Genomic DNA, 23,887 nt, shown 5'->3' on the forward strand with positions numbered 1-23,887 from the left:
CACCGGTCTCCCCCCGCGTGACCGGCACAGTATGGACGTACGCGATTGTGGCCCGCAATGCTTCGGTCGATGACCGAACCACCGCGGGCTACAAGGGAGTTGATGGAGGATCAGCTCCGGTGATCAGCTCCGGTCGGCGACGTACTCCTTCAGCGCGACGTTGAGCTGGAGGACGTTGACACGGGGCTCACCCATGAAGCCGAGGATCCGCCCGTCGGTGTGCTCGTCGACCAGTTTCTCGACCGTGTGCACGGAAAGGCCGTTCCTCTCGGCCACTCGGTGGGCCTGCAGTTCCGCGTACCGAGGGGTGATGTGGGGGTCCAGACCCGAGCCGGACGAGGTGACGGCCTCGGCCGGCACATCCGTCGGCTCGACCCTGAAGTCGGCCGTGGAGTTGTCCTTCACCACGGCCTCCTTGGCCGCCTTGACGTTCGCGATCAGGTCCTTGTTGTCACCGGAGAGGTTCGTCGCGCCCGACAGGATCAGGTCGTACTGAGTGTTCGCCCCCGCGTCCTGGTTGGAGCCGAGGCCGCCCGACGGCCGGGGCTGGAACCACCGCAGGTCGGGCGAGGCGGTCTCCTGGCCCTTCTTGAGCGGCAGGTCGTACCGCTGCCCGATGAGCTCGGAGCCGACGACCTTGCCCTCGCTTCTGATCTCGGAGCCGTTGGCCTTGTCGTGGAACAGGCCCTGGGCGATCCCGGTGACGGCGAGCGGATAGATGACGCCGCAGATCACGGTCAGCACGAGCAGGGCACGCAGGCCCGCACCCAGCAGCCGTGCCGTATTTCCGACGGAGTTGTTCATGACGATCAGCACGCTTTCAGGAACTACAGCCCGGGGATGAGGGAGATGACCATGTCGATGATCTTGATGCCGACGAAGGGGGCGACGAGACCGCCAAGGCCATAGACGCCGAGGTTGCGCCGCAGCATCCTGTCCGCGCTCATCGGCCGGTACCGCACACCCTTGAGGGCGAGCGGCACCAGCGCGACGATGATCAGCGCGTTGAAGACGACGGCCGACAAAATGGCCGACTCCGGAGACGACAGGTTCATGATGTTGAGCTTGTCGAGACCGGGATACACCACGGCGAACATGGCGGGGATGATCGCGAAGTACTTCGCGACGTCGTTGGCGATCGAGAAGGTCGTCAACGCGCCACGGGTGATCAGGAGTTGCTTGCCGATCTCGACGATCTCGATGAGCTTGGTGGGGTTGGAGTCCAGGTCCACCATGTTCCCGGCCTCCTTGGCGGCCGAGGTCCCGGTGTTCATGGCCACGCCGACGTCCGCCTGGGCGAGCGCGGGCGCGTCGTTCGTGCCGTCACCGGTCATCGCGACGAGCTTGCCACCGGCCTGCTCCCGCTTGATCAGCGCCATCTTGTCCTCGGGCGTGGCCTCGGCGAGGAAGTCGTCCACGCCCGCCTCGTCCGCGATCGCCTTGGCGGTCAGCGGGTTGTCACCGGTGATCATGACGGTCTTGATGCCCATGCGCCGCAGCTCGTCGAACCGCTCCCGCATCCCTTCCTTGACGACGTCCTTCAGGTGGATGACACCGAGTACCCGCGCACCCTTGTCGTCCGCGGTGGCGACAAGCAGCGGTGTGCCGCCGGCCTGCGAGATCGCGTCCGTCACCGCCTGGGCGTCGTCGGAGACCGTGCCGCCGTTCTCCGTGACCCAGGCGACGACCGAACCCGTCGCGCCCTTGCGGACCTTGCGGACCTGGCGCCCGGCAGCGCCCTCGACGAGGTCGACGCCCGACATCCGCGTCTGCGCGGTGAAAGCGACCCACTCGGCCCCCTCCAACTCGCCTTGGTGGCGCTCGCGAAGCCCGTACCTCTCCTTCGCCAGTACGACGACGGAACGGCCCTCGGGTGTCTCGTCGGCCAGCGAGGAGAGCTGGGCGGCGTCCGCGAGCTCGGCCCCGGTCGTCCCGCGCACGGGCACGAACTCGGCGGCCTGCCGGTTGCCCAGCGTGATGGTGCCCGTCTTGTCGAGCAGCAGCGTCGAGACGTCACCGGCGGCCTCGACCGCCCGCCCGGACATGGCGAGTACGTTGCGCTGGACCAGGCGGTCCATGCCCGCGATGCCGATCGCGGACAGCAACGCGCCGATGGTCGTGGGGATCAGGCACACCAGGAGCGCGGCCAGCACGATCATGGACTGCTCCGCACCGGCGTACACGGCGAACGGCTGGAGCGTGACGACCGCGAGCAGGAAGACGATGGTGAGGGACGCGAGAAGGATGTTGAGGGCGACCTCGTTGGGCGTCTTCTGCCGTGCCGCGCCTTCGACCAGATTGATCATGCGGTCGATGAAGGTCTCGCCCGGCTTCGTCGTGATCTTGATGACGATCCGGTCGGAGAGGACCTTTGTGCCACCGGTGACGGCCGATCTGTCACCGCCCGACTCCCGGATGACCGGGGCCGATTCACCGGTGATCGCCGACTCGTCGACGCTCGCGACACCCTCGACGACGTCGCCGTCGCCGGGGATCACGTCGCCCGCCTCGCAGACGACCAGGTCGCCGACGCGCAGCTCGGTGCCGGGCACCTGCTCTTCGGCCGTGCCGTTCAGGCGGCGCGCGACCGTGTCCGTCTTGGCCTTGCGCAGCGTGTCCGCCTGCGCCTTGCCGCGGCCCTCGGCCACCGCCTCCGCCAGGTTGGCGAAGATCGTGGTCAGCCAGAGCCAGACCGCGATCGCCCAGCCGAACCAGTCCCCCGGGTCCCGGACCGCGAGGACGGTGGTGATCACCGAGCCGACGAGCACCACGAACATGACGGGTGACTTGACCATCACACGCGGATCGAGCTTGCGCACGGCGTCCGGAAAGGACCTCAGGAGCTGTTCGGGGTCGAACAGACCCCCGCCGACACGGCCGCCGTCGTCCGGGTGCCCGCCGGGCACGTCCTGGTGCGGCGCACGGGTGGAAGTAGCGGTGGACATGGAGCCGGGCTCCTCAGGCTTCGTCTCGGTGGTCATGACGCCAGCCCCTCGGCCAGCGGCCCGAGGGCGAGCGCGGGGAAGTAGGTGAGACCGGTGATGATCATGATGGCGCCGACCAGCAACCCGGTGAACAGCGGTTTCTCGGTGCGCAACGTGCCTGCCGTCGCCGGAATCGGTTTCTGCTCGGCCAGCGAGCCCGCGAGGGCGAGAACGAACACCATGGGCAGGAAGCGGCCGAGCAGCATCGCGAGACCGATCGTGGTGTTGAACCAGTTGGTGTCGGCGCTCAGTCCGGCGAACGCCGAACCGTTGTTGTTGGCGCCCGATGTGTAGGCGTAGAGGATCTCCGAGAAGCCGTGCGCCCCGGAGTTGAGCATCGAGTCCTTGGGCGTGGGCAGCGCCATCGCCACCGCCGTGAAGCCGAGCACCAGGGCCGGTGTGATGAGGATGTAGCAGGCCGCGAGCTTGATCTCGCGGGTGCCGATCTTCTTGCCCAGGTACTCCGGCGTACGGCCCACCATGAGACCGGCGATGAACACCGCGATGATCGCCATGATCAGCATGCCGTACAGGCCCGACCCCGTGCCGCCGGGTGCGATCTCCCCCAACTGCATGCCGAGGAGGTCCAGTCCGCCGCCGAAGCCGGTGTTGGAGGAGTGGAAGGAGTTGACCGCGCCCGTCGAGGTGAGCGTCGTGGCGACCGAGAAGATCGCCGATCCGGCGATCCCGAACCGCGTCTCCTTGCCCTCCATCGCACCGCCGGCGATGTCGAGGGCGGGGGCCCCGTGGTGGAACTCCGTCCACATCATCAGCGCGGTGAACCCGACCCAGATGGTCACCATCGTGGCGAGAATCGCGTACCCCTGCTTGAGGGAACCGACCATGCGGCCGAACGTCCGCGTGATCGCGAAGGGGATGACGAGGATCAGGAAGACCTCGAAGAGGTTGGAGAATCCGTTCGGATTCTCGAAGGGGTGGGCGGAGTTGGCGTTGAAGTAGCCGCCTCCGTTGGTGCCCAGCTCCTTGATGACCTCCTGCGAGGCCACCGCTCCGCCGTTCCACTCCTGGCTGCCGCCCAGGAACTGGCCGACCCCGTGGACGCCAGAGAAGTTCTGTATCGCGCCACAGGCGACGAGGACGACCGCGCCGATCACGGAGATCGGTATCAGGATGCGTACGACACCGCGCACCAGGTCGGACCAGAAATTGCCCAACTCACCCGTGCGGGAGCGGGCGAAGCCGCGCACCAGGGCCACCGCGACGGCGATGCCGACGGCGGCGGACACGAAGTTCTGCACCGCGAGGCCGCCGGTCTGCACGACGTGGCCCATGGCCTGCTCGCCGGAGTACGACTGCCAGTTGGTGTTCGCCACGAAGGACGCGGCGGTGTTGAAGGCCTGGTCGGGATCGATGGACTTGAAGCCGAGCGACCCGGGCAGCGAGCCCTGGAGCCGCTGCAGCAGATACAGGAACAGCAGGCTCATGGCGGAGAAGGCGAGCACCCCGCGCAGATACGCGGGCCAGCGCATCTCGGCGTTCGGGTCGGCTCCGATGCCCTTGTAGATCCACTTCTCGACGCGCAGATGCCTGTCGCAGGAGTAGACCTTGGCCATGTGGTCGCCGAGCGGACGGTATGCCAGGGCGAGCGCCACGATCAGCGCCAGGAACTGGAGCACACCCGCGAGAACAGGGCTCATGTCCGTACTCAGAACCTCTCCGGGAACACAAGAGCGAGGACGAGATAGCCCAGCAGGGCGACGGCCACGACGAGACCGACGATGTTCTCGGCAGTCACAGCTTCGCCACCCCCTTGGCGATGAGCGCCACCAGCGCGAAGACCGCGATCGTGGTGACGACGAAGGCCACGTCGGCCATCGTGTGCTCCTAGATGAGAGGCGATTGATCTGACGCCTTGAGCAAACCCCCTCCCTGGCCGGAAACGACCGCCGTTGACGGGTCCCTTACGTCCGTTGGCGCCCCATTGACGACTCTCTTACGTCTACTGACACACCCCGGACACACCCCTCCCCCGCCCGGCTCCCACCTGCGAAAACGCCGATGGGCCGCACTCCCGTCGGGGAGTGCGGCCCATCGGCCGTACGGCGTGAACAGGGCGCCCGGGGCGCCTCGGCACGTCTGGGGGTGCTAGCGCACCTCGGTGATCTCAGGGCCCCGCTGGAGCTGGCCCATGCCGCCGGAGAAGCGCGAGCCCTCCTGCTCCTCCTGCTGGACACCGCCTTCGGCGACCATCTGGGCGTCGTCCGGCAGCTTCAGGACGATCGGGTCACGAGGAGCCATCGGGCCGTCGCCGCGCACGATGACGGTGTCCCGGAAGATCTGCTCGAGCAGACCCGCGGCCTGCGGCTGCACCGCGCCCTGGCCGGAGATGACCCCGCGCAGGAACCACCGCGGGCCGTCGACACCGATGAAGCGCACGACCTGCACCCCGCCCGTGCCGTCCGGCAGCTGCACCGGAACCTGCGCGCGAAGCTCCCAGCCGAGGGGGCCCTCGACCTCGTCGATGACACCGCCCTGCTGGGTGATGCCCGAGGCGATCTCCTCACGGACCTCGCCCCAGATGCCCTGCTTCTTGGGGGCGGCGAAGCCCTGCAGCTGGATCGCGCTGTCCTGGAGCACGACGGTCGCGGCGACGATCGCGTCACCCGCGACCTCCACACGCAGCTCCATGCCCTCGACACCCGGCACGAAGAGGCCACCCAGGTCCACTCGGCCCTCGCCGGGCTCCCGGACCTCCGAGACGTCCCAGGGACCGTCGGGGCGGGGCTCGGGCTCGAGCCTCACGCGCGACGGCGCCGCGGCCGTGTCATCGCTGTCACGGCCATCGACGACCTGCTCGGCCTCGCTCGCCGCGTCCTCGGCGGCACTGTCCTTCTTGCGACGTCCGAACACGTCACTGTCCTTCCCGGTCAGATACGACCGATGCGTATCGATTCCCACCCGTTTTGTCGCCCGAGCCGGCGCCCACGGCGGCATGGCCGCCGGTGGACCCGAAGCCCCCCTCGGCCCGCGCCGAGTCGGGAAGCTCCGCCACCTCGCGGAAGCGCACCTTCTCGACCTGCTGGACGACCAGTTGGGCAATCCGGTCGAAGCGCTCGAACCGCACGCGCTCGCGCGGGTCGAGATTCACCACGATCACCTTGATCTCTCCACGGTACCCGGCATCCACCGTCCCTGGGGCATTCACCAGGGCGACACCGCAGCGGGCCGCAAGACCGGAACGGGGGTGCACGAAGGCCGCGTACCCCTCAGGCAGCGCTACAGACACCCCGGTGGGCAGTACCGCCCGCTCGCCCGGGGCGAGTTCGCACGCTTCGGTGGTCCGCAGATCCGCTCCGGCGTCGCCGGGCTGCGCGTACGACGGCAGCGGGACCTCGGAGTCGACGCGACGGATCAGCACGTCGAGCTCGGGACGGGGGGCGGGGGTCACGGGTTCACCTCGAAGGCACGTGCGCGGCGGATCTGGTCGGGGTCGTCCATGGCGGCCCGGATCTCCTCCGGGCGGCCGTTGTCGATGAAGTGGTCGACCTTGACCTCGATGAAGAGGGCCTCGGCACGGACGGCCACGGGCCCCTCCGGGCCGCCGATCCGTCCGGTGGCCCGGGAGTAGATCTTCCGTCCGGAGACGGCGGTCACCTCGGCCTCGAGGAAGAGCACGGTGCCCAGCGGCACCGGCCGCACGAAGTCGGTCTCGAGCCGACCGGTCACGGCGATCACCCGCAGCAGCCAGTTCAGCGAGCCGAGCGTCTCGTCGAGCGCCGTGGCGAGCACTCCGCCGTGGGCCAGACCCGGGGCGCCCTGGTGGGCCTCCCGGACGGTGAACTCGGCGGTGACGCCCACGCCTTCACCGGCACGCGTCGCGAGGTGCAGCCCGTGGGCCTGTCCTTCGCCGCAGCCGAAACAGTGCTCGTAATGGGCTCCGATGAGCTCGCCGGGGGCGGGCGCGTCGGGGTGGCGGACGGGCGCTATCGCGTCGGCCGGGGGCGTCAGAGCTGCTGAAGTACCACTCACAGCCGCAGACCTTACCCGCCCGGCCGTCTCCCACCGCCGCCCTGCCTGACCGCGCTGCGCGCAGACCGCCCCGAACCTCACCGACGCGGCTCACCGTGCCAAGCTTGCTCACATGCAGCCTTACGAAGAACGCCTGACGGCGCCCCGTTCCTGGTGGCTTGTCTCGCTCCTGGTCGGCGTCGCGATGGCGCTGATCATGCTCCCCTTCGGCACTCTGCCGCTGCTCGGCGGCCTGGTCGCCGGAACGGCGGTCGCCGCGGTCGTCACCAGTTCGTACGGCTCCCCCCGGATCCGCGTGGTGGCGGGCTCGCTCGTCGCCGGCGACGCGAAGATCCCGGTCTCCGCGCTCGGCGAGCCCGAGGTGCTCGACGCGGAGGGAGCGCGCGCCTGGCGCGGCCCGAAGGCCGACCCGCGCGCCTTCATGCTGCTGCGTGCCTACATCCCCACGGCGCTGCGCGTCGAGATCACGGACCCGCAGGACCCGACTCCGTACGTGTACGTGTCGACGCGGCACCCCGAGGCGCTCGCGGCGGCGCTCACGGCGGTACGGACTCCGTAGGAAGCTGCTGCTTCTCGGGCACCCGCCGCCTGATGGGCCGGGCTGCCGCCGGGGGCCTTCTTCGGGGTGTACTGCCGCGTCAGCGCCCCAGTTCCTTGGGCGGCGTGCCGGGGCGCAGCGGATTCAGGGGGTCGAGCGGCTTCACGGGCTGCTCAAGGGGCGGCAGCTCCGGCAGGGCGTCCCAGGGCACCTGCGACCTCCGCAGGTCCGCACGGACCCGCTCAGCGAGCTTCTTGGTGTCACGGCGGTTCATCACCGCCCCGACCGCGGCGCCCACCATGAAGGGCATCAGGTTCGGGAGGTTGCGCACCATGCGCTTCATGATCTGCTGGCGCAGCTCGCGCTTCATGTGGCCGCCGAGCGCGGCGTTGATCGAAGCGGGCTTGACCACGTCGATGCCGCGCTCCTCGGTCCACGCGGTGAGGTAGGCGGAGCTTCGCTCCTTGAGGTTGCCCGGCGGGCGCCGGCCGTAGACCTCGTGGAGTTCGGCGATCAGCTTCAGCTCGATCGCCGCGACCCCGGTGATCTCGGCGGCCATCTCCGCGGGCATCGCGGGCGGCACGGGCATCATCGCCGCGGCACCGACCCCGGCACCGACCGTCGATGTCGCGTTGGCCGCGCCGGAGATGAGTTTGTCCGCGAGCCGCTCGGCGTCCAGGCCCGGGAACTGTTTGCGAAGGGTGCCCAGGTCGCGGATGGGGACCCGCGGGGCGATGTCGATGATCCGGTCGGCGAGATAGCCGATGCCGGCCTTGGCGCTGCGTCCGCTCATGCGTACGCCCGCCTTGACTCCGTCCGTGACGGCGGCAACGCGGCCCTTGGACCCATGGGTCCTGGACGCCTTGTCGGCCGCCGTCGCGTCCTGTGCCACCTCTGGGGCGTTCGCCGGTCCGAGCGAGGCTGTTCCTGTGGGGGAAGAGCCCCGCTCGTCGTCACGCACGCCGTTCGTGGTGGCGCTGTCCTTGTCCGCTCCGCGCTTACGGAAGCGGCGCTTCCTCGGCGGGGTCGAGCCTGTCACGGCCGACCCTGCCCTAGTCGCAGTCGCGGCAGATCGGCTGGCCGTTCTTCTCCCTGGCCAGCTGGCTGCGGTGGTGCACCAGGAAGCAGCTCATGCAGGTGAACTCGTCCTGCTGCTTCGGGAGCACCCGAACGGCGAGCTCCTCGTTCGACAGGTCCGCGCCGGGCAGCTCAAGGCCCTCTGCGGCCTCGAACTCGTCGACGTCTACGGCCGAGGTCGACTTGTCGTTCCGCCGCGCCTTCAGTTCCTCGATGCTGTCCTCGTTGACGTCATCGTCGGTCTTGCGTGGGGTGTCGTAGTCCGTTGCCATGTCGCTCTCCCCCTCTGGGTGTCTGCGGTGTCTCAGCGCACGTAACGCGTGAGAGGCCGGACTTGTGCCCGACCTGAGGCGGAGATTTTGCCTCACATCAAGGTCTGTTACTCAATCGACACCCAACCGCACCTCTGCTGAGGTGATCGGTTTGGATGGCGATCGGGACCGTACACGGTCCGAATGTCGCACTTCACAGGTGCCACCCCGTGTACTTCCCGTGATCAAGACCCCTGAAAACCCGGATTTTCCCGGCTTTCCAACGACTTTCACGATCACGGAGAGTAGATGGCCGAAAATTCGCCCCTGTGATCGATCGCACAGGAAATCTCCAGGAACAGGTCCCGAAAATTCCGCGCAAAGCGAACACGGCGGCGCGTCCGCGGCAGCATCTCAGAGAGGAAGGGTGACTCGCATCACGAGCCCTCCCCCCTCGCGCGGCTCCGCGATGATACGGCCCCCGTGAGCCCGCGCCACCGACCGGGCGATCGACAGGCCGAGTCCCACGCCCTTGTCGCTGCCCGTCCGCTCCGTCCTGAGTCGCCGGAACGGCTCGAAGAGGTTGTCGATCTCGTACGCGGGCACCACGGGGCCCGTGTTCGACACCACGAGGACCGCCTGGCCGTGCTGGGCCTCCGTGGTGACCTCCACCCACCCCTCGTCCGGCACGTTGTACCTGACAGCGTTCTGGACGAGGTTCAGGGCGATCCGCTCCAGGAGCACGCCGTTGCCCTGTACGACGGCCGGTCCGCGCTCCCCGCGGATCTCGACGCCCTTCGCGTCGGCCTCGGTCAGCACCTGGTCGACGGCGCGGTCGGCGACCTCGGCGAGGTCGACCGGCTTGCGCTCCACGATCTGGTTGTCGCTGCGGGCGAGCAGCAGCAGGCCCTCCACGAGCTGCTCGCTGCGTTCGTTGGTCGCAAGGAGCGTCTTGCCGAGCTGCTGGAGCTCGGCGGGGGCGCCGGGGTCGGAGAGGTGCACCTCGAGCAGCGTGCGGTTGATCGCCAGCGGGGTGCGCAGCTCGTGGGACGCGTTGCCGACGAACCGCTGCTGGGCCGTGAAGGCACGCTCCAGACGGTCCAGCATCTCGTCGAAGGTGTCCGAGAGCTCCTTCAACTCGTCGTCCGGGCCGTCCAGTTCGATCCGCCGCGACAGGTCCGTGCCGGCCACCCTGCGCGCGGTGCGCGTGATGCGGCCCAGCGGCGAAAGGACGCGGCCCGCCATCGCGTATCCGAAGGCGAAGGCGATCACCGCGAGCCCGAGCAGCGCGAGCAGCGAGCGGCTCAGGAGGTTGTCCAGGGCGTGCTGGCGCTGTTCGTTGACGCAGGCGTTCATGGCGTTGTTGAGCTCACCGGCCGAGGGCGAGCTCGGGAAGTTGCAGGTGTCGCTGGCCACCTGGCCGGAGACGATCTTGAACGGCAGGTCGCTGCCCACGTTCAGGGCCTGCGCGGCCAGCAAGTAGATGATCGAGAGCAGCAGGATGCCCGCGATGAGGAACATGCCGCCGTACAGCAGCGTGAGCCGTATGCGGATCGTGGGGCGCAGCCACGGGAAGGGCGGTTCGGCCTTCCTGGGGTCCCAGGTGGGTTTCGGGGGCGCTGCTGGCGGCGCCGGGGTCGCGGCCACCGCGGATCAGATCCGGTAGCCGGAGCCGGGCACCGTCACGATGACGGCCGGCTCACCGAGCTTTCGCCGCAGGGTCATGACGGTCACCCGGACCACGTTCGTGAACGGGTCGGTGTTCTCGTCCCAGGCCTTCTCAAGCAGCTGCTCGGCGGAGACGACGGCGCCCTCGCTGCGCAGCAGCACTTCGAGGACGGCGAACTCCTTGGGCGCGAGCTGGATCTCCCTGCCGTCACGGAAGATCTCGCGGCGGTTCGGGTCGAGCTTGATCCCGGCGCGCTCCAGGACGGGCGGCAGCGGCACGCTCGTACGCCGGCCGAGGGCACGCACGCGTGCCGTGAGCTCGCTGAACGCGAAGGGCTTGGGGAGGTAGTCGTCGGCGCCGATCTCCAGGCCCTCGACCCGGTCACTGACGTCGCCCGACGCCGTGAGCATCAGGACGCGGGTCGGCATGCCCAGTTCTACGATCTTGCGGCAGACGTCGTCCCCGTGCACGAGCGGGAGGTCCCGGTCGAGCACCACGACGTCGTAGTCATTGACCCCGATGCGTTCCAGGGCGGCCGCTCCGTCGTACACGACGTCGACGGCCATGGCCTCCCGGCGCAGTCCGGTGGCCACCGCATCGGCGAGCAGTTGCTCGTCCTCGACGACGAGTACGCGCACGTCGCTGTCCTTCCTCTGTGCCCCTGCGGGCAGGTCTGTTCGTGGGGTGTGGCCTCCATCCTGCCCCTTTCGGCCATAAACCGGCTGTAAGGCGGTGTCCCGGCCCGGGAATGCGGGTTTTTCTCCGAGGGTTGAGGTTTCCGTGGAAGGGAGCGAGGGGAGGACGACCACACACCCGCGATCACGCTTTGTATGTGGCACGCCACGACACGCTTTCTCCAGAGCGACCCGAGACGTGATCGCCCCTTCTTGAGGGCACACCCCCGTGCCATCGACCCACGACCCAGCCGAGGGGGCGCAACCATGGACGCTTTTACCGCAGGACTGCTGCAGCGCATAAAGGCCACGGAATCCGACCTCACGAAGGCCCGTGAGACGGGCGACGACTTTCTTGCCGAGGTCGAGCAGGCCGAACTGGAGGACCTGCACCGGCTGGCCGCCGAGCACGGCGTGGAGGTCGGCGTGCTGCACGCCTGATCGAGTGCACGAGCGGAAGGGCCCCGGCATCTGTGGACGAGATGCCGGGGCCCTTCCGTGCGTCGGTCGTGTCCGTGCGTCAGTCGTGCCAGGCGCCGAGCTCTTCCAGGCGGCCCTGCAGGTCCTCGAAGAGGCCGGGCGGGGCCGCGATGGTCAGCTCGCCCGTGGGGGCCTCTCCGGGGCGCCCACCGGTCAGGGCGCCCGCCTCCCGGGCGACGAGGTCCCCGGCCGCGAAGTCCCAGGGGTTGAGGCCACGCTCGTAGTACGCGTCCAGGCGGCCGAGCGCGACGTCGCACAGGTCGATGGCCGCCGAGCCGCCCCGGCGGATGTCACGGACCAGCGGGATCAGTTGCCGGGCCACCTCGGCCTGCTGGGCGCGGCGCGCGGCGACGTAACCGAACCCGGTGCCGACGAGGGCTTGCTCGAACGGGGGCGCGGGGCGGGTGTGCGCCGCCTTGTCGTTGACGAAGGCGCCCTCCCCGAGGACCGCGCGGTAGGTCTCCCCACGCATCGGGGCGTGCACCACGCCGACCAGCGTCTCGCCGTCCTTGCGGGCGGCGATGGACACCGACCAGTCGGGACGTCCGTACAGGTAGTTGACGGTGCCGTCGATCGGGTCGATCACCCACTGGATGCCGCTGCTGCCCTCGGAGCTTGCGCCCTCCTCGCCGAGCACGCCGTCGTCCGGCCTGCGCTCGGCGAAGAAGTCGGTGATCAGCTTCTCGGAGGCGATGTCCATCTCGGTGACGACATCGACCGCACTGGTCTTGGTGGCGGCCACGCCCAGGTCGTCCGGGCGCCCGTCGCGCAGGAAAGCCCCCGCGCGGTGCGCGGCCTCCAGGGCGACGCCGAGGAGTTCGGCCTTCAGCTGCTGCTCTGCGGGGTCGGTCACGGTGCTCCTAGTGCCTACGGGGTCGCGTGCGGGGTCGCCTGCGGGTTCCTGCTCACGCGAACGGGCTGTCGGCGCCGGCGGCCGCGGGCTTCGGGGCGCGCGCCGGGCAGCAGCCCACCGGACACAGGTCGTGGCTCGCGCCGAGCGCGCCCAGGGCGCAGGGCGTGACCTGGCGCCCGCTCTCCGTGCCCGCGCGTTCCAGGACCAGCTCACGGATCGCTGCGGCGAACCGCGGGTCGGCGCCGACCGTGGCCGAGCGGCGCACCGGCAGGCCCAGCTCCGCGGCCTTCGCCTCGGCCTCGGTGTCGAGGTCGTACAGCACCTCCATGTGGTCCGACACGAAACCGATCGGGACCATCACCACGGCGGGCGCTCCGGCGGCTTGGCGCTCCTCCAGGTGATCGCAGATGTCGGGCTCCAGCCACGGGATGTGCGGGGCACCGCTGCGCGACTGGTAGACGAGCTCCCAGGGGTGCTCGACGCCGGTCTCCTCGCGCACCGCGTCGGCGATGAGCCGGGCCACGTCCAGATGCTCCTTGACGTACGCGCCGCCGTCCCCGTGGTCCTCGACGCGACCGGAGGTGTCGGCGGCGGCGGTCGGGATGGAGTGCGTCGTGAAGGCGAGGTGTGCCCCTTCCCGCACGTCAGCGGGGAGGTCGGCCAGGGACTTCAGGACCCCGTCGATCATGGGCCGGACGAAGCCGGGGTGGTTGAAGTAGTGCCGCAGCTTGTCGACGCGCGGCACAGCGAGACCCTCGGAGGCGAGCACGGCCAGGGAGTCGGCCAAGTTCTCCCGATACTGGCGACAGCCCGAGTACGAGGCGTACGCGCTGGTCGCGAGGACGAGCACGCGGCGGTGCCCGTCCTGGACGAGCTCGCGCAGGGTGTCGGTCAGATAGGGCGCCCAGTTGCGGTTGCCCCAGTAGACGGGCAGGTCGAGGCCGTGCTCCGCGAAGTCCTTGCGCAGGGCGTCGAGCAGGGCGCGGTTCTGGTCGTTGATCGGACTGACCCCGCCGAACAGGAAGTAGTGCTGCCCCACCTCCTTGAGCCGCTCCTTGGGGATGCCGCGGCCCCGCGTCACGTTCTCCAGGAACGGGACCACGTCGTCGGGGCCTTCGGGGCCGCCGAACGAGAGCAGCAGCAGGGCGTCATAGGGAGAGGCATCGAGCGCATCGGACATGTATCCGATCCTGCCACCCGCCACTGACAGCCGGAAAATCACGGTGCGTCCGGCCCTGTCGGGACCGTAAGCTGTATGGGCCATCTTTACGCCTTACCGGGGCCCCGCGCGCAGAGCCGCACGGAGTCGCCCCGGCGCCTCAGCGGAGTCCTACGTGCCCAGCCCCTACCGCGCCATCTTCGCCGCCCCCGGCACCAAGGAGTTCTCGACGGCGGGCTTCCTCGGACGGATGCCGCTGTCGATGATGGGCATCGGCATCGTGACGATGGTGTCCCAGCTCACCGGGCGGTACGGACTCGCGGGCGCGCTCTCCGCGACCGTGGCGCTCTCCGCCGCCGCGATCGGACCGCAGATCTCCCGTCTGGTCGACCGGTACGGCCAGCGCCGGGTGTTGCGGCCCGCGACCCTCGCGTCCCTCGTGGCGGTCGCCGGGCTCCTGCTCTGCGCGAAGTACGAACTCCCGGACTGGACGCTCTTCGTCTTCGCCGCCCTCGTCGGCTGCGTGCCGAGTGTGGGCTCGATGATCAGGGCGCGCTGGGCGGTGCTCTACCGGGACACCCCGCAGCTGCACACCGCGTACTCCTTCGAGTCCGTGGTGGACGAGGTCTGCTTCATCTTCGGGCCGATCATCTCGATCGGGCTCTCCACGGTGTGGTTCCCGGAGGCCGGGCCGCTCCTCGCCGGTGCCTTCCTCGCCGTGGGCGTCTTCTGGCTGACGGCCCAGCGGACCACCGAGCCCGTGCCGCACGGCCGTGAACACCACACGAAGGGCTCGGCGCTGCGCTCCGGCGGGCTGCAGGTTCTGGTCGCGACCTTCGTGGCGACGGGTGCGATCTTCGGCTCCATCGACGTGGTGACCGTCGCGTACGCCGAGGACCATGGCCACAAGGCGATGGCGAGCCTGGTGCTCGCGGTGTACGCGCTCGGCTCCTGTGTGGCCGGCGCGGCGTTCGGTCTCATGCACTTCAAGGGCGCTCCGGCCCCGAGGTGGCTGCTGGGTGTCTGTACGACGGCCGTGAGTATGATCCCGCTTCAATTGGTCGGGAACCTTCCGTTTCTGGCCGTGGCGTTGTTCATCGCGGGCCTCTCCATCGCGCCGACCATGATCACGACAATGGCTCTCGTCGAACAGCACGTACCACGCGCGAAGCTGACCGAGGGCATGACCTGGGTGAGCACCGGACTCGCGGTCGGCGTCGCGCTCGGCTCCTCCGCGGCCGGCTGGGTCATCGACGCCGCCGGCTCGGACGCCGGGTACGCGGTCCCCGGAATCTCCGGGGCCGCCGCGGTGGCGGTCGGGTTCCTTGGGTATCGCCGGCTGAAGCAGCCGGTTCCGCAACGGGGAGGGACCCATGAACACGGCAACGGGCACGGGCAGCGGGAAGAGCACGACAGCGTGGCGTAACTGGGCGGGCAACGTCACCGCCCGCCCGGCCAGGGAGGTCACCCCCGCGTCGGTCGACGAACTCTCCGCGGCGCTGCGCGCGGCCAGGGAGGACGGCCTCAGGGTGAAGGCGGTCGGCACCGGCCACTCCTTCACGGCGACCGCGGCGACCGACGGCCTCCTGATACGCCCCGAACTCCTCACGGGCATCCGGAAGATCGACCGCGAGGCCGGCACCGTCACGGTGGAAGCGGGTACTCCGCTGAAGCGCCTGAACGCGGCGCTCGCCCGCGAGGGCCTCTCGCTCACGAACATGGGCGACATCATGGAGCAGACGGTCTCCGGCGCCATCAGCACCGGCACGCACGGCACGGGCCGCGAATCCGCCTCCATCTCCGCCCAGGTCAAGGCACTTGAGCTGGTCACCGCGGACGGCAGGGTCCTCACCTGCTCGGAGAAGGAGAACCCCGAGGTCTTCGCCGCGGCCCGGACAGGGCTCGGCGCACTCGGCGTGATCAGCGCGATCACCTTCGCCGTGGAGCCGGTCTTCTTCCTCACCGCCCGTGAGGAGCCGATGACCTTCGACAAGGTCACCGAGGAGTTCGACGCGCTCTACGCCGAGAACGAGCACTTCGAGTTCTACTGGTTCCCGCACACCGGCAACTGCACCACCAAGCGCAACAACCGCAGTCTGGGCCCCGCCGCCCCGCCCGGCAGAGTCAGCGCCTTCGTAGAGGACGAAATTCTCTCCAACGGCCTCTTCCAGGTGGTCAACACGATCGGCAGGGCCGTCCCCGCGACCATCCCCGGGATCGCCAAGATCTCCAGCAAGGCCCTCTCCGCCCGCACCTACACGGACATTCCCTACAAGGTCTTCACAAGTCCGCGCCGCGTGCGCTTCATGGAGATGGAGTACGCCGTTCCGCGGGCGGCCCTGGTCGAGACGCTGCGCGAGCTGAAGACGATGGTGGAGCGCTCGAACCTGCGGATCAGCTTCCCCGTGGAGGTCCGCACCGCCCCCGCGGACGACATCACGCTCTCCACGGCCTCGGGCCGGGAGAGCGCGTACATCGCCGTCCACATGTACCGGGGCACGCCCTACCAGGCGTACTTCACCGCCGCGGAGCGGATCTTCACCGCCCACGAGGGCCGGCCCCACTGGGGCAAGATCCACACTCGTGACGCCGCCTACTTCGCGCAGGCGTACCCGCGCTTCGGCGAGTTCACGGCCCTGCGCGACCGCCTGGACCCGGAGCGCCTGTTCGGCAACGACTACTTGCGTCGCGTCCTGGGCGACTGAGGTTTTCCGGACGGACGGGGCCGCCGCCTACGGGGCGGCGGTCTCTCCCCGCTGCACGTCGTTTCCGCTGTCGGTGTCGCCGCCGCTCGACGGGGTCGGCGTCGGAGTCGGAGTGGGGGTGGGGGTGGGCGTCGGGGTCGGGTCCGTCTTCGAACCGTCGTCGTCGCCGGAATCCGTACCCGAGTCCGATCCCTTGCCGGGGTCGTCCTTCGCACCGGAGCCCGAGTCGTCGCCGTCGTCCGGCGCCTGGGAGTTCGTCCCGTCCGGGCTCCGCGACGCGTCGCCGCCCTGCCGCGACCCGTCGTCGGTTCCCGTGGAAGCGCCGTCGGACGGCTGCCCGGAGGGTTCGGTCGAGGGTGTGGGCTGCCGGTCCCGCGAACTGCTCCCGCCCGAGAAGCCGTTGCCGATCGTGGTGCCGTGGCCCCCGCTGAGGTCCTCGCCGGAGACGATCTCGTACGTCGTGATGCCGGCCATGGCCACCCCGAAGACCACGGCGGCCGCGACCAACGGCCGCTTCCAGCTCCGCATCTGTGTGCGGTGCGTGGTGCCGTGGGTGAACTCGTCCGAGGGAAGCGGGGGTGCGGCCGGCTCCCGCGGCACGACCGGAGCCGCCGACCGCAGGACGCGTGTCGCGTCGTCCCGGGGCACGAGCCGCGTGGCATCGAGCGAGCCGAGCATCTGCGTCTTGTCGGCATCGGCATCGGAGTCGGCATCGGCATCGGCATCGGCATCGGCGCCCGTGTCCGCCACGGGCAGCAGGGTCGTGCGGTCCGCGTCGGCGTCCACGACCGGCAGTACGTTCGTGCGATCCGCGTCAACAGCGGCGGTGGCGGCGGGAAGCATCGTCGTGCGGTCCACGTCAGTGGCGAGATGCGGCACCGAAGCGGCGTCCGGCTCGACCGTCCTGCCCCATGTGGTCGTCACGGGCCCCGTCCCGGTGTGCGCGGTCGCGCCCGTGTACGCCGCCGCCCTGAACGTCTCCGCCACCGGCGCACCCGAGCCGTCGGTCACCGGGACCTGCCGCACCCGCGGCTTGGCCTGCACCGTGACGTCACGTATCTGCTCGCCCGTGCGCTTGAAGAAGTGCTGGAAAAGCGTGCCGCCACAGGTCGCGACGGCACTCACCACTCCGGCGCCGAGAATCGTGCCGTAGACGCCGAAGCTCGACGCGAGCTTCGCCGCCACGACCGCGGCCACCGCGCTTCCCGCCACCTGCGGCACACTCAGGTCGAGACGCCGCTTCGTCTCCGCCGAGTCCGTCGGTTCCGTCTCGTCCTTCGACTCCCTGCCGGAATCCGGCTTTTCACGCATCTCCGCCCCTTGCCTGCCTTTCTCGACTGACTGCATGAGAAAGGGACGTATGGGTGAAGTGGTTAGTTCCGTTTTTGGAGATTCCGTGAAGTGTGCCACTCGTACACCACCCTGCCCGGGTATCCCCGAGCGCCAACTCCCGTCCCCCGCGAGAACTTCGGCGGCGCGGCGGACCACCCGCGTGGCCCGAATGGAGTACTGTTGCGAGCCCTGGGTCCGGTCTCCCACCTGGGTGCCCGGGGTCTTCCAGAACCGCCGGGAGGGGGCTCGCCGCACAGGGGTGACCAAAATGGTCACTGAGAGTTGCGAAAAGGTAACCGTGCCATAACGGCGACCTTGGGCCCGTGCCCGACACGCCCGGGCAACTCGGCAAGGTTGTGGCAGGCTGCACCCGGGCAGGCCACACTCGACTAGCGGAAGCAGCGACGCACGTGACGTCGGCAGGCACCACCCGGGAGGTTCCCATGCCCGAACTGCGTGTCGTGGCCGTCAGCAACGACGGCACACGGCTGGTGCTGAAGGCTGCGGACAGCACGGAGTACACGCTTCCGATCGACGAGCGACTGCGCGCCGCGGTGCGCGGCGACCGCCCGCGTCTCGGCCAGATCGAGATCGAGGTGGAGAGCCACCTCCGCCCCCGCGACATCCAGGCGCGTATACGTGCCGGTGCCAGCGCGGAGGAAGTCGCCTCGCTCGCCGGAATCCCCGTCGATCGCGTCCGCCGCTTCGAGGGCCCCGTGCTCGCCGAGCGCGCCTTCATGGCCGAGCGGGCCCGGAAGACGCCCGTGCGCCGTCCCGGCGAGAACACCGGACCCCAGCTCGGCGAGGCCGTATCGGAGCGACTGCTCCTGCGCGGCGCCGACAAGGAAACCGTCCAGTGGGACTCCTGGCGCCGTGACGACGGCACCTGGGAGGTCCTGCTCGTCTACCGCGTCGCGACCGAACCGCACTCCGCGAGCTGGACGTACGACCCGCCGCGGCGGCTCGTGCAGGCCGTGGACGACGAGGCACGCTCGCTGATCGGCGAGACGGACGACATCGCCGCGCCCGAGCCCAGCTTCCCGTTCGTGCCGCGCATCGCACGGCTGCCCCGGGACAGGCCCTCGCTCGACCGTCCCCTTGACCGCGCCCTGGACCGGCAGTTGGAGCGCCCGAGCGTGCCGCTGCCCCCGGAGCCCGCGGAGGAGGGCACGGCAACCGCCGCGACCGCCGCCGTCTCCGAGTCGGAGCGGGACTCGCTCACCAGCCTTCTGGAGGCGGTGCCGAGCTTCCGCGGGGACATGATCGTGCCGGAGCGCCCCGCGCTCCCGACCACGGATCTCCCGCCCGTGGAGGAGTCCGAGCAGGAGCCGGAGGCCGAGGAGCCCCCCGCGGCATCGGCCGGCGCGGGCGCCGCGTACGCGGACGTCCTGATGCCGCGCTCGGTGGCCAGTCACCGCGACCGCCTCACCGGCACCACCGACCGCCAGGCGGAGGCCGACGGCGTCCGTCCAGGGCGCCGCGCGGCGGTGCCCAGCTGGGACGAGATCGTCTTCGGCACGCGCCGCAAGAAGCAGGAGTAACACCGCGTCGTACGGCCGCGTGCGACGTCGTTCGTCATCCGGGGTCCCGCACCGTGCAGGTGCGGGACCCCGGTGGTGTTCCTCCGGCTACTGCGGGTCCGGGCCCTTGGCCACCGGGCGGGACTCGTCCGAGGACCACTCCGACCACGAGCCGACGTACAGCGACGCCGGGATGCCCGCCACCGCGAGGGCGAGCACCTCGTGGGCGCCGGACACGCCTGAGCCGCAGTAGACGCCGACCTCGGAAGTCTCCGAGGCGCCCAGGGAGTTGAAGCGCTCCGCGAGGTCGGCGGGCGGCTTGAAAGTGCCGTCCGCCGTGACGTTCTCCGTGGTCGGCGCCGAGACCGCGCCCGGGATGTGGCCGCCGACGCGGTCGATCGGCTCGACGTCACCGCGGTAGCGCTCGGCGGCGCGGGCGTCCAGGAGCAGCCCGGAGCGGGCGAGGGCCGCCGCCGCGTCGGCATCGAGGAGGTCCGTGGTGTTCGTCTCGGGGACGAACGATCCCGCGGCCGTCGGGCGCTCGTCACCGGACTCCAGCCGACCGCCCCACGCGGCGAGGCCGCCGTCGAGCACGCGCACCGAAGGATGCCCCGTCCAGCGCAACAGCCACCAGGCGCGTGCGGCGGCCCAGCCCTGCCCGCCGTCGTACACGATCACGTCCCGGTCGGCCGAGACCCCGGCCGCCCGCATCACCGCCCCGAAGTGCTCCACGTCCGGCAGGGGGTGCCGTCCGGCCGAGCCCGCCGGGCCCGCGAGGTCGGCGTCCAGGTCGACGAAGACAGCGCCGGGGATGTGCCCCTTCTCGTACTCGGCCCGGCCGTCGAAGGCGGGGGCACCCGCCGCCTTGGCGGTGCTCAGCTGCCAGCGGATGTCCAGGAGCACCGGCGGGTTCTCGCCCGTCAGGTCGCTCGCGAGTTCGGATGCGGAGATGATGGCGTTCATGGGCCCCATCCTTGCGCATGGGGTGGCCGCATCGGCCAGGTCCGGCTACCCTGCTCCGCCGTAAGCCCGCCGAACACGCGGCGTACGGAAGCGGGCACACCCTGTACTGCCGAACGACACCTCAGAGCAACCGCGCGTCAACGGATGAGAGACGGCAAACCGGGCATCCTCTGGGCGGAGCCGTGGACAAGCGGCGCGGCCCGGGCTCGGGGCGCCACGGGTGGTGCGAGCATCTGCACGGGCGGGTCAGGGCGCGACATAGGTACGTGCATTCGAAAGCGGAGCCGAGCGGCCACCTGAAGGGCCGAGGAGAGAGTGACGATGACGGAGGCACGGGGGTCGACGGGCCGGCATGACGGCTCGGAGGCCGTCCGCCACGCGCCAGGCACACCCACCTGGGTGAGTCTGATGGCGCATGGCCTGGCCACGACCCAGGAGTTCTACGGAGCCTTGTTCGGCTGGGAGTTCCAGCCAGGGCCGGAGCAGCTCGGGCCCTACGTACGGGCCCTGCTCGACGGCCACGAGGTGGCCGGGATCGGTCAGCTGCCGCCCGACCACCATCTGCCGATCGCCTGGACGCCGTACCTGGCATCGGACGACGTGGACGCCACGGCCGAGGCCGTGCGGCACTGCTGCGGCACGATCGGCGTCGGGCCGCTGGACGCGGGCGCGGCCGGGCGGATGGCCATCGCGGTGGACCCCGCGGGCGCGGTGTTCGGGATCTGGCAGGCGGCGGAGCATCTGGGCGCCGCCGTCGTCGGGGAGCCCGGGGCCCCGGCCTGGAACGAACTGGTCACGCAGGAGACGGCGGGCGTCGTCAAGTTCTATCAAGCGGTTTTCGGATACACCGAAGAGGCGGTCGTCTCGGCCGACTTGGACTATGTGACGCTCCAGGTCGACGGGCACCCGGTGGCCTCGGTGCACGGCATGGGACACGCCTTGCCGCGGGACCGGGGCGCGCACTGGATGACGTACTTCGAAGTCGCCGACGTGGACGAATCGGTGGAGCGGGTCGTCCAACTCGGCGGCCACGTCGTCAAGCCCGCGCGGGCCGGCACCCACGGACGGGAGGCCACGGTCGCCGACCCGGAGGGCGCGGTCTTCACGCTCGTGCGCTCGGAGAGCTGACTCAGACGCGGGCGGACGTGTCGACCGGCAGCACGTCGGGCGACAGGGCGCCCGCGTGCGAGGTCGCCGCCGTCATCCGGCGTCTGTGGTGGCGGCGGCACAGCACCTCGTAACCCACCTCGTCCGCCGCGTGGTTGACGTCGCCGATGACGACCTGGGCGCCTTCGACGACCATCTCACCGCCTATGGTGCGGGCGTTGTGCGTGGCACGGGCTCCGCACCAGCACAGCGCCTCGACCTGCAACACCTCTACGCGGTCGGCGAGTTCGACCAGACGTTGCGAGCCGGGGAAGAGCTTGGAGCGGAAGTCCGTGGTGATGCCGAAGGCGAAGACGTCGAGGCCCAGGTCGTCGACGACGCGCGCCAGCTGGTCGATCTGGCCGGGGGCGAGGAACTGCGCCTCGTCAGCGATCACGTAGTCCGCGCGCCCGCCCTGCGAGAGGTGGTCGACGAGATGGGCGTAGAAGTCGAAGTCGTCACCGGCCTCGATCGCGTCCGTGACGAGACCGAGCCGTGAGGAGAGCTTGCCCTCGCCCGCACGGTCGTCGCGGGTGAAGATCATCCCCTGCAGGCCGCGCGCCGATCGGTTGTGCTCGATCTGCAGAGCCAGGGTGCTCTTTCCGCAGTCCATCGTTCCGGAGAAGAACACCAGCTCGGGCATGGGAGGTTGGGGCCTTTCGGGACGTACGAGGGGACTACGAGGGGAGAGCCCGGCACCGTTCCACCGGGAGTCCGGTCAGGAGCGTACTTCGATGAGCGGCACGAGCTGCTCGACGGGGGTCATGGAGCCGTGCATGCCGACCAGGGCCGACTCCTTCGGCTCCTTCTCGGAGGCGATGATCGCCACGTCGTCGTGGGCTGCCGCGACAACGTCGCCGATGCGTCCGTACACCCGCTCTTCCACGGCGCCGGGCGGGCCGAACCAGCCCGCCGCGATCGCCTCGTCCCGGCTCGCCACCCAGAACTGCTCGCCCAGCACCTCGCGCCAGACGGTCAGGACGTCGTTCTCCGCGCCCGGCACCGCGTACACGTGGCGCGCACGGCCCTCGCCGCCGAGGAGGGCGACGCCGGCGCGCAGCTCCCAGTCCTCGTCGAAGTCGATGCGGGAGCGCTCGTCGAAGGGGATGTCGAGCATGCCGTGGTCGGCGGTGACGTACAGGGCGCTGCGCGGTGGCAGCTGCTCGGCCAGGCGCTGGACCAGGCGGTCGACGTACATGAGCTGGCCGCGCCAGGCGTCGGAGTCGACGCCGAAGCGGTGCCCCTTGCCGTCGACCTCCGCGTAGTACGTGTAGACCAGCGAGCGGTCACCGGCGCCCAGTTGCTCGGCCGCCAGGTCCATGCGGTCCTCACCGGAGAGCCGGCCACGGAAGCTGCCGCCGCTCAGCGCGACCTTCGTGAGCGGCGTGTTCTCGAACGTCGGGGACGACACCTGCGCGGTGTGCACGCCCGCCGCGTGGGCCTGCTGGAAGACGGTGGGGTACGGCTGCCACTTGCGCGGGTCCGTCCACGGGTTCCAGCGGAGCTGGTTCATCAGCTCGCCGGTGGCGGGGTTGCGGACGGTGTAGCCCGGCAGACCGTGGGAGGCGGGCGGCAGTCCCGTACCGACCGAGGCCAGGGAGGTCGCGGTGGTGGCGGGGAAGCCCGCGGTGATCGGGCGCCCCGTGCCACCGCGGGAGGAACTGAGGAGCGAGGTCAGAAAGGGCGCCTCGTCAGGGTGGGCGCGGAGCTGCTCCCAGCCGAGGCCGTCGATCAGGAAGACGCAGTTCCGGTCGGCCGGGGCGAGTTCCGGGATGACGGGCGCGAAGCCCTCGACGCCTTGGTGGGCGACGAGCGTGGGCAGCAGGTCGGCGAGCGAGCCCACGCCGTACTCGGGCAGGGGCGCGGATTCGAGGGACAGCGGCTCCACGTCGTCCCAGGCGGGCAGGGACATCAGCGGGTGGTGTCCGCGGTCGCCTCGGACAGCGCCTGTGCGAAGGCCAAGGTCTGGCGCACGGCGTCCGGGCCGTCGCCCGCCTCGCTCACACGGAGGCTGAGGTCATCGGCGGTGGAGCTGCCGGTGTAGCCGTGGTCCGCCTCGCAGTTGGGGTCGCCGCAGGCGGCGGGCTCCAGGTCGATGCGCGACACGGCGCCCCAGCCGATGGTCAGGACGACCTCGCGGGGCAGCGAGCCCGGGACGTACTTCTCGGGGTTGGCGACGACGCGGCTGACGACCACCGATGAGATCCGGCCGATTTTGACGGACTCCGTGGAGGTCGTCGCGTACGGCGTCGGAGAGGTGCTGTCCGCCGCCTGCTCGTCGGTGTGGCTGACGATGAAGCGGGTGCCCGTCAGGATGAGGACCGTCACATGCCGGCGCACTTCGTTCGCGTCGAACGTGGTCTCCTGGTGGACCAGGTAGGACCCGATGGGTTCGCCGCCGATCGCGGCCTCCACCGCCTCGGCCACGAGGGCCGGGTAGTAGCCGCTGCGCTCGATCGCCGCGCGCAGCCCCTGGGTCGTCGTACCGGTCTTTGCCATGCCGTCCATCCTACGACCCGGCGGAGGGCGCACGGTGCCCCACTGGC

The 23,887-nt window shown here is 70.2% G+C and carries 24 protein-coding genes; 6 read left to right on the forward strand and 18 right to left on the reverse strand.

The window, feature by feature from the left end; genetic code table 11:
* Positions 1-123 precede the first annotated feature (123 nt).
* The 7 genes from AB0I94_RS15375 to AB0I94_RS15405 form a co-directional block, all read right to left on the reverse strand.
* The gene (locus tag AB0I94_RS15375) at positions 124-804 is read right to left on the reverse strand and encodes a potassium-transporting ATPase subunit C (protein WP_363310054.1); all 681 of its coding nucleotides are present in this window, start codon (positions 802-804) and stop codon (positions 124-126) included.
* Between the two features lie 23 nt (positions 805-827).
* A complete protein-coding gene (kdpB, locus tag AB0I94_RS15380) occupies positions 828-2,981 on the reverse strand; it encodes a potassium-transporting ATPase subunit KdpB (RefSeq protein ID WP_363310055.1) in 2,154 nt (717 codons plus the stop codon).
* Complete coding sequence (gene kdpA / locus AB0I94_RS15385) at positions 2,978-4,642, reverse strand: potassium-transporting ATPase subunit KdpA (RefSeq protein ID WP_363310056.1); 1,665 nt, start codon at positions 4,640-4,642, stop codon at positions 2,978-2,980. The genes kdpB and kdpA overlap by 4 nt, the downstream gene beginning before the upstream one ends.
* Positions 4,643-4,650: 8 nt before the next feature.
* Positions 4,651-4,740: a K(+)-transporting ATPase subunit F gene (kdpF, locus tag AB0I94_RS15390; protein WP_033264828.1), complete on the reverse strand. Its 90-nt coding sequence runs from the start codon at positions 4,738-4,740 to the stop codon at positions 4,651-4,653.
* Between the two features lie 350 nt (positions 4,741-5,090).
* Positions 5,091-5,855, reverse strand: coding sequence for a DUF3710 domain-containing protein (locus tag AB0I94_RS15395; RefSeq protein WP_363310057.1), 765 nt, complete (start codon positions 5,853-5,855; stop codon positions 5,091-5,093).
* A 1-nt stretch (position 5,856) separates the two neighbouring features.
* A complete protein-coding gene (gene dut, locus AB0I94_RS15400; protein WP_363310058.1) occupies positions 5,857-6,393 on the reverse strand; it encodes a dUTP diphosphatase in 537 nt (178 codons plus the stop codon).
* Positions 6,390-6,974 (reverse strand): PaaI family thioesterase, encoded by a 585-nt coding sequence (locus tag AB0I94_RS15405; RefSeq protein WP_363209930.1) that lies wholly within the window; start codon positions 6,972-6,974, stop codon positions 6,390-6,392. Before AB0I94_RS15405 ends, dut begins: the two co-directional genes overlap by 4 nt.
* Before the next feature lie 112 nt (positions 6,975-7,086).
* Between AB0I94_RS15405 and AB0I94_RS15410 the strand changes: the two genes are divergently transcribed.
* Positions 7,087-7,533: a DUF3093 domain-containing protein gene (locus AB0I94_RS15410; RefSeq protein WP_363310059.1), complete on the forward strand. Its 447-nt coding sequence runs from the start codon at positions 7,087-7,089 to the stop codon at positions 7,531-7,533.
* A 79-nt stretch (positions 7,534-7,612) separates the two neighbouring features.
* Here the strand turns inward: AB0I94_RS15410 and AB0I94_RS15415 are convergent, their stop codons facing one another.
* From AB0I94_RS15415 to AB0I94_RS15430, 4 genes are all read right to left on the reverse strand, one after another.
* Positions 7,613-8,551, reverse strand: coding sequence for a hypothetical protein (locus tag AB0I94_RS15415; protein ID WP_363310060.1), 939 nt, complete (start codon positions 8,549-8,551; stop codon positions 7,613-7,615).
* A gap of 13 nt (positions 8,552-8,564) precedes the next feature.
* The gene (locus tag AB0I94_RS15420) at positions 8,565-8,861 is read right to left on the reverse strand and encodes a DUF4193 domain-containing protein (RefSeq protein WP_055544889.1); all 297 of its coding nucleotides are present in this window, start codon (positions 8,859-8,861) and stop codon (positions 8,565-8,567) included.
* Positions 8,862-9,254: 393 nt separating this feature from the next.
* Positions 9,255-10,487 carry a HAMP domain-containing sensor histidine kinase gene (locus AB0I94_RS15425; protein WP_363310061.1) on the reverse strand — a complete coding sequence of 411 codons (1,233 nt, stop codon included), beginning with the start codon at positions 10,485-10,487 and terminating at the stop codon, positions 9,255-9,257.
* Positions 10,488-10,493: 6 nt separating this feature from the next.
* Positions 10,494-11,147 (reverse strand): response regulator transcription factor, encoded by a 654-nt coding sequence (locus AB0I94_RS15430; RefSeq protein ID WP_363310062.1) that lies wholly within the window; start codon positions 11,145-11,147, stop codon positions 10,494-10,496.
* Positions 11,148-11,450: 303 nt separating this feature from the next.
* Here AB0I94_RS15430 and AB0I94_RS15435 point away from each other — a divergent pair, with 303 nt between their 5' ends.
* A complete protein-coding gene (locus AB0I94_RS15435) occupies positions 11,451-11,624 on the forward strand; it encodes a hypothetical protein (RefSeq protein ID WP_351173867.1) in 174 nt (57 codons plus the stop codon).
* Positions 11,625-11,703: 79 nt separating this feature from the next.
* Here the strand turns inward: AB0I94_RS15435 and AB0I94_RS15440 are convergent, their stop codons facing one another.
* A complete protein-coding gene (locus tag AB0I94_RS15440; RefSeq protein ID WP_363310063.1) occupies positions 11,704-12,516 on the reverse strand; it encodes an inositol monophosphatase family protein in 813 nt (270 codons plus the stop codon).
* A gap of 52 nt (positions 12,517-12,568) precedes the next feature.
* Complete coding sequence (locus AB0I94_RS15445; protein WP_363310064.1) at positions 12,569-13,696, reverse strand: ferrochelatase; 1,128 nt, start codon at positions 13,694-13,696, stop codon at positions 12,569-12,571.
* 154 nt (positions 13,697-13,850) lie between these two features.
* On the opposite strand from AB0I94_RS15445, the gene AB0I94_RS15450 reads away from it, so the two are divergent.
* Positions 13,851-15,101 (forward strand): MFS transporter, encoded by a 1,251-nt coding sequence (locus AB0I94_RS15450; protein WP_363310065.1) that lies wholly within the window; start codon positions 13,851-13,853, stop codon positions 15,099-15,101.
* Positions 15,049-16,380: a D-arabinono-1,4-lactone oxidase gene (locus tag AB0I94_RS15455; RefSeq protein ID WP_363310066.1), complete on the forward strand. Its 1,332-nt coding sequence runs from the start codon at positions 15,049-15,051 to the stop codon at positions 16,378-16,380. Before AB0I94_RS15450 ends, AB0I94_RS15455 begins: the two co-directional genes overlap by 53 nt.
* A 27-nt stretch (positions 16,381-16,407) precedes the next feature.
* On the opposite strand, the gene AB0I94_RS15460 is transcribed toward AB0I94_RS15455, so the two are convergent.
* Positions 16,408-17,691, reverse strand: a complete 1,284-nt coding sequence (locus AB0I94_RS15460) for a hypothetical protein (protein ID WP_363310067.1) — start codon at positions 17,689-17,691, stop codon at positions 16,408-16,410.
* A 464-nt stretch (positions 17,692-18,155) separates the two neighbouring features.
* On the opposite strand from AB0I94_RS15460, the gene sepH reads away from it, so the two are divergent.
* Positions 18,156-19,253, forward strand: coding sequence for a septation protein SepH (gene sepH / locus AB0I94_RS15465; protein WP_363310068.1), 1,098 nt, complete (start codon positions 18,156-18,158; stop codon positions 19,251-19,253).
* Between the two features lie 87 nt (positions 19,254-19,340).
* Here sepH and AB0I94_RS15470 read toward each other — a convergent pair whose 3' ends face one another.
* Entirely contained in the window at positions 19,341-20,195 is an 855-nt protein-coding gene (locus AB0I94_RS15470; RefSeq protein ID WP_363310069.1) for a sulfurtransferase, read from the reverse strand.
* 321 nt (positions 20,196-20,516) lie between these two features.
* Between AB0I94_RS15470 and AB0I94_RS15475 the strand changes: the two genes are divergently transcribed.
* Positions 20,517-21,323, forward strand: a complete 807-nt coding sequence (locus tag AB0I94_RS15475) for a VOC family protein (RefSeq protein WP_363310070.1) — start codon at positions 20,517-20,519, stop codon at positions 21,321-21,323.
* A 1-nt stretch (position 21,324) separates the two neighbouring features.
* On the opposite strand, the gene AB0I94_RS15480 is transcribed toward AB0I94_RS15475, so the two are convergent.
* The 3 genes from AB0I94_RS15480 to AB0I94_RS15490 all read right to left on the reverse strand — a co-directional run bounded on the left by AB0I94_RS15480 (position 21,325) and on the right by AB0I94_RS15490 (position 23,849).
* A complete protein-coding gene (locus AB0I94_RS15480) occupies positions 21,325-21,984 on the reverse strand; it encodes a thymidine kinase (protein ID WP_363310071.1) in 660 nt (219 codons plus the stop codon).
* Between the two features lie 75 nt (positions 21,985-22,059).
* Positions 22,060-23,253, reverse strand: coding sequence for a nucleotide pyrophosphatase/phosphodiesterase family protein (locus AB0I94_RS15485; RefSeq protein ID WP_363310072.1), 1,194 nt, complete (start codon positions 23,251-23,253; stop codon positions 22,060-22,062).
* Positions 23,253-23,849 (reverse strand): DUF5998 family protein, encoded by a 597-nt coding sequence (locus AB0I94_RS15490; protein WP_363310073.1) that lies wholly within the window; start codon positions 23,847-23,849, stop codon positions 23,253-23,255. Before AB0I94_RS15490 ends, AB0I94_RS15485 begins: the two co-directional genes overlap by 1 nt.
* Positions 23,850-23,887 lie beyond the last annotated feature (38 nt).

The organism is Streptomyces sp. NPDC050147, from assembly GCF_040660195.1.
Classification (GTDB): domain Bacteria; phylum Actinomycetota; class Actinomycetes; order Streptomycetales; family Streptomycetaceae; genus Streptomyces.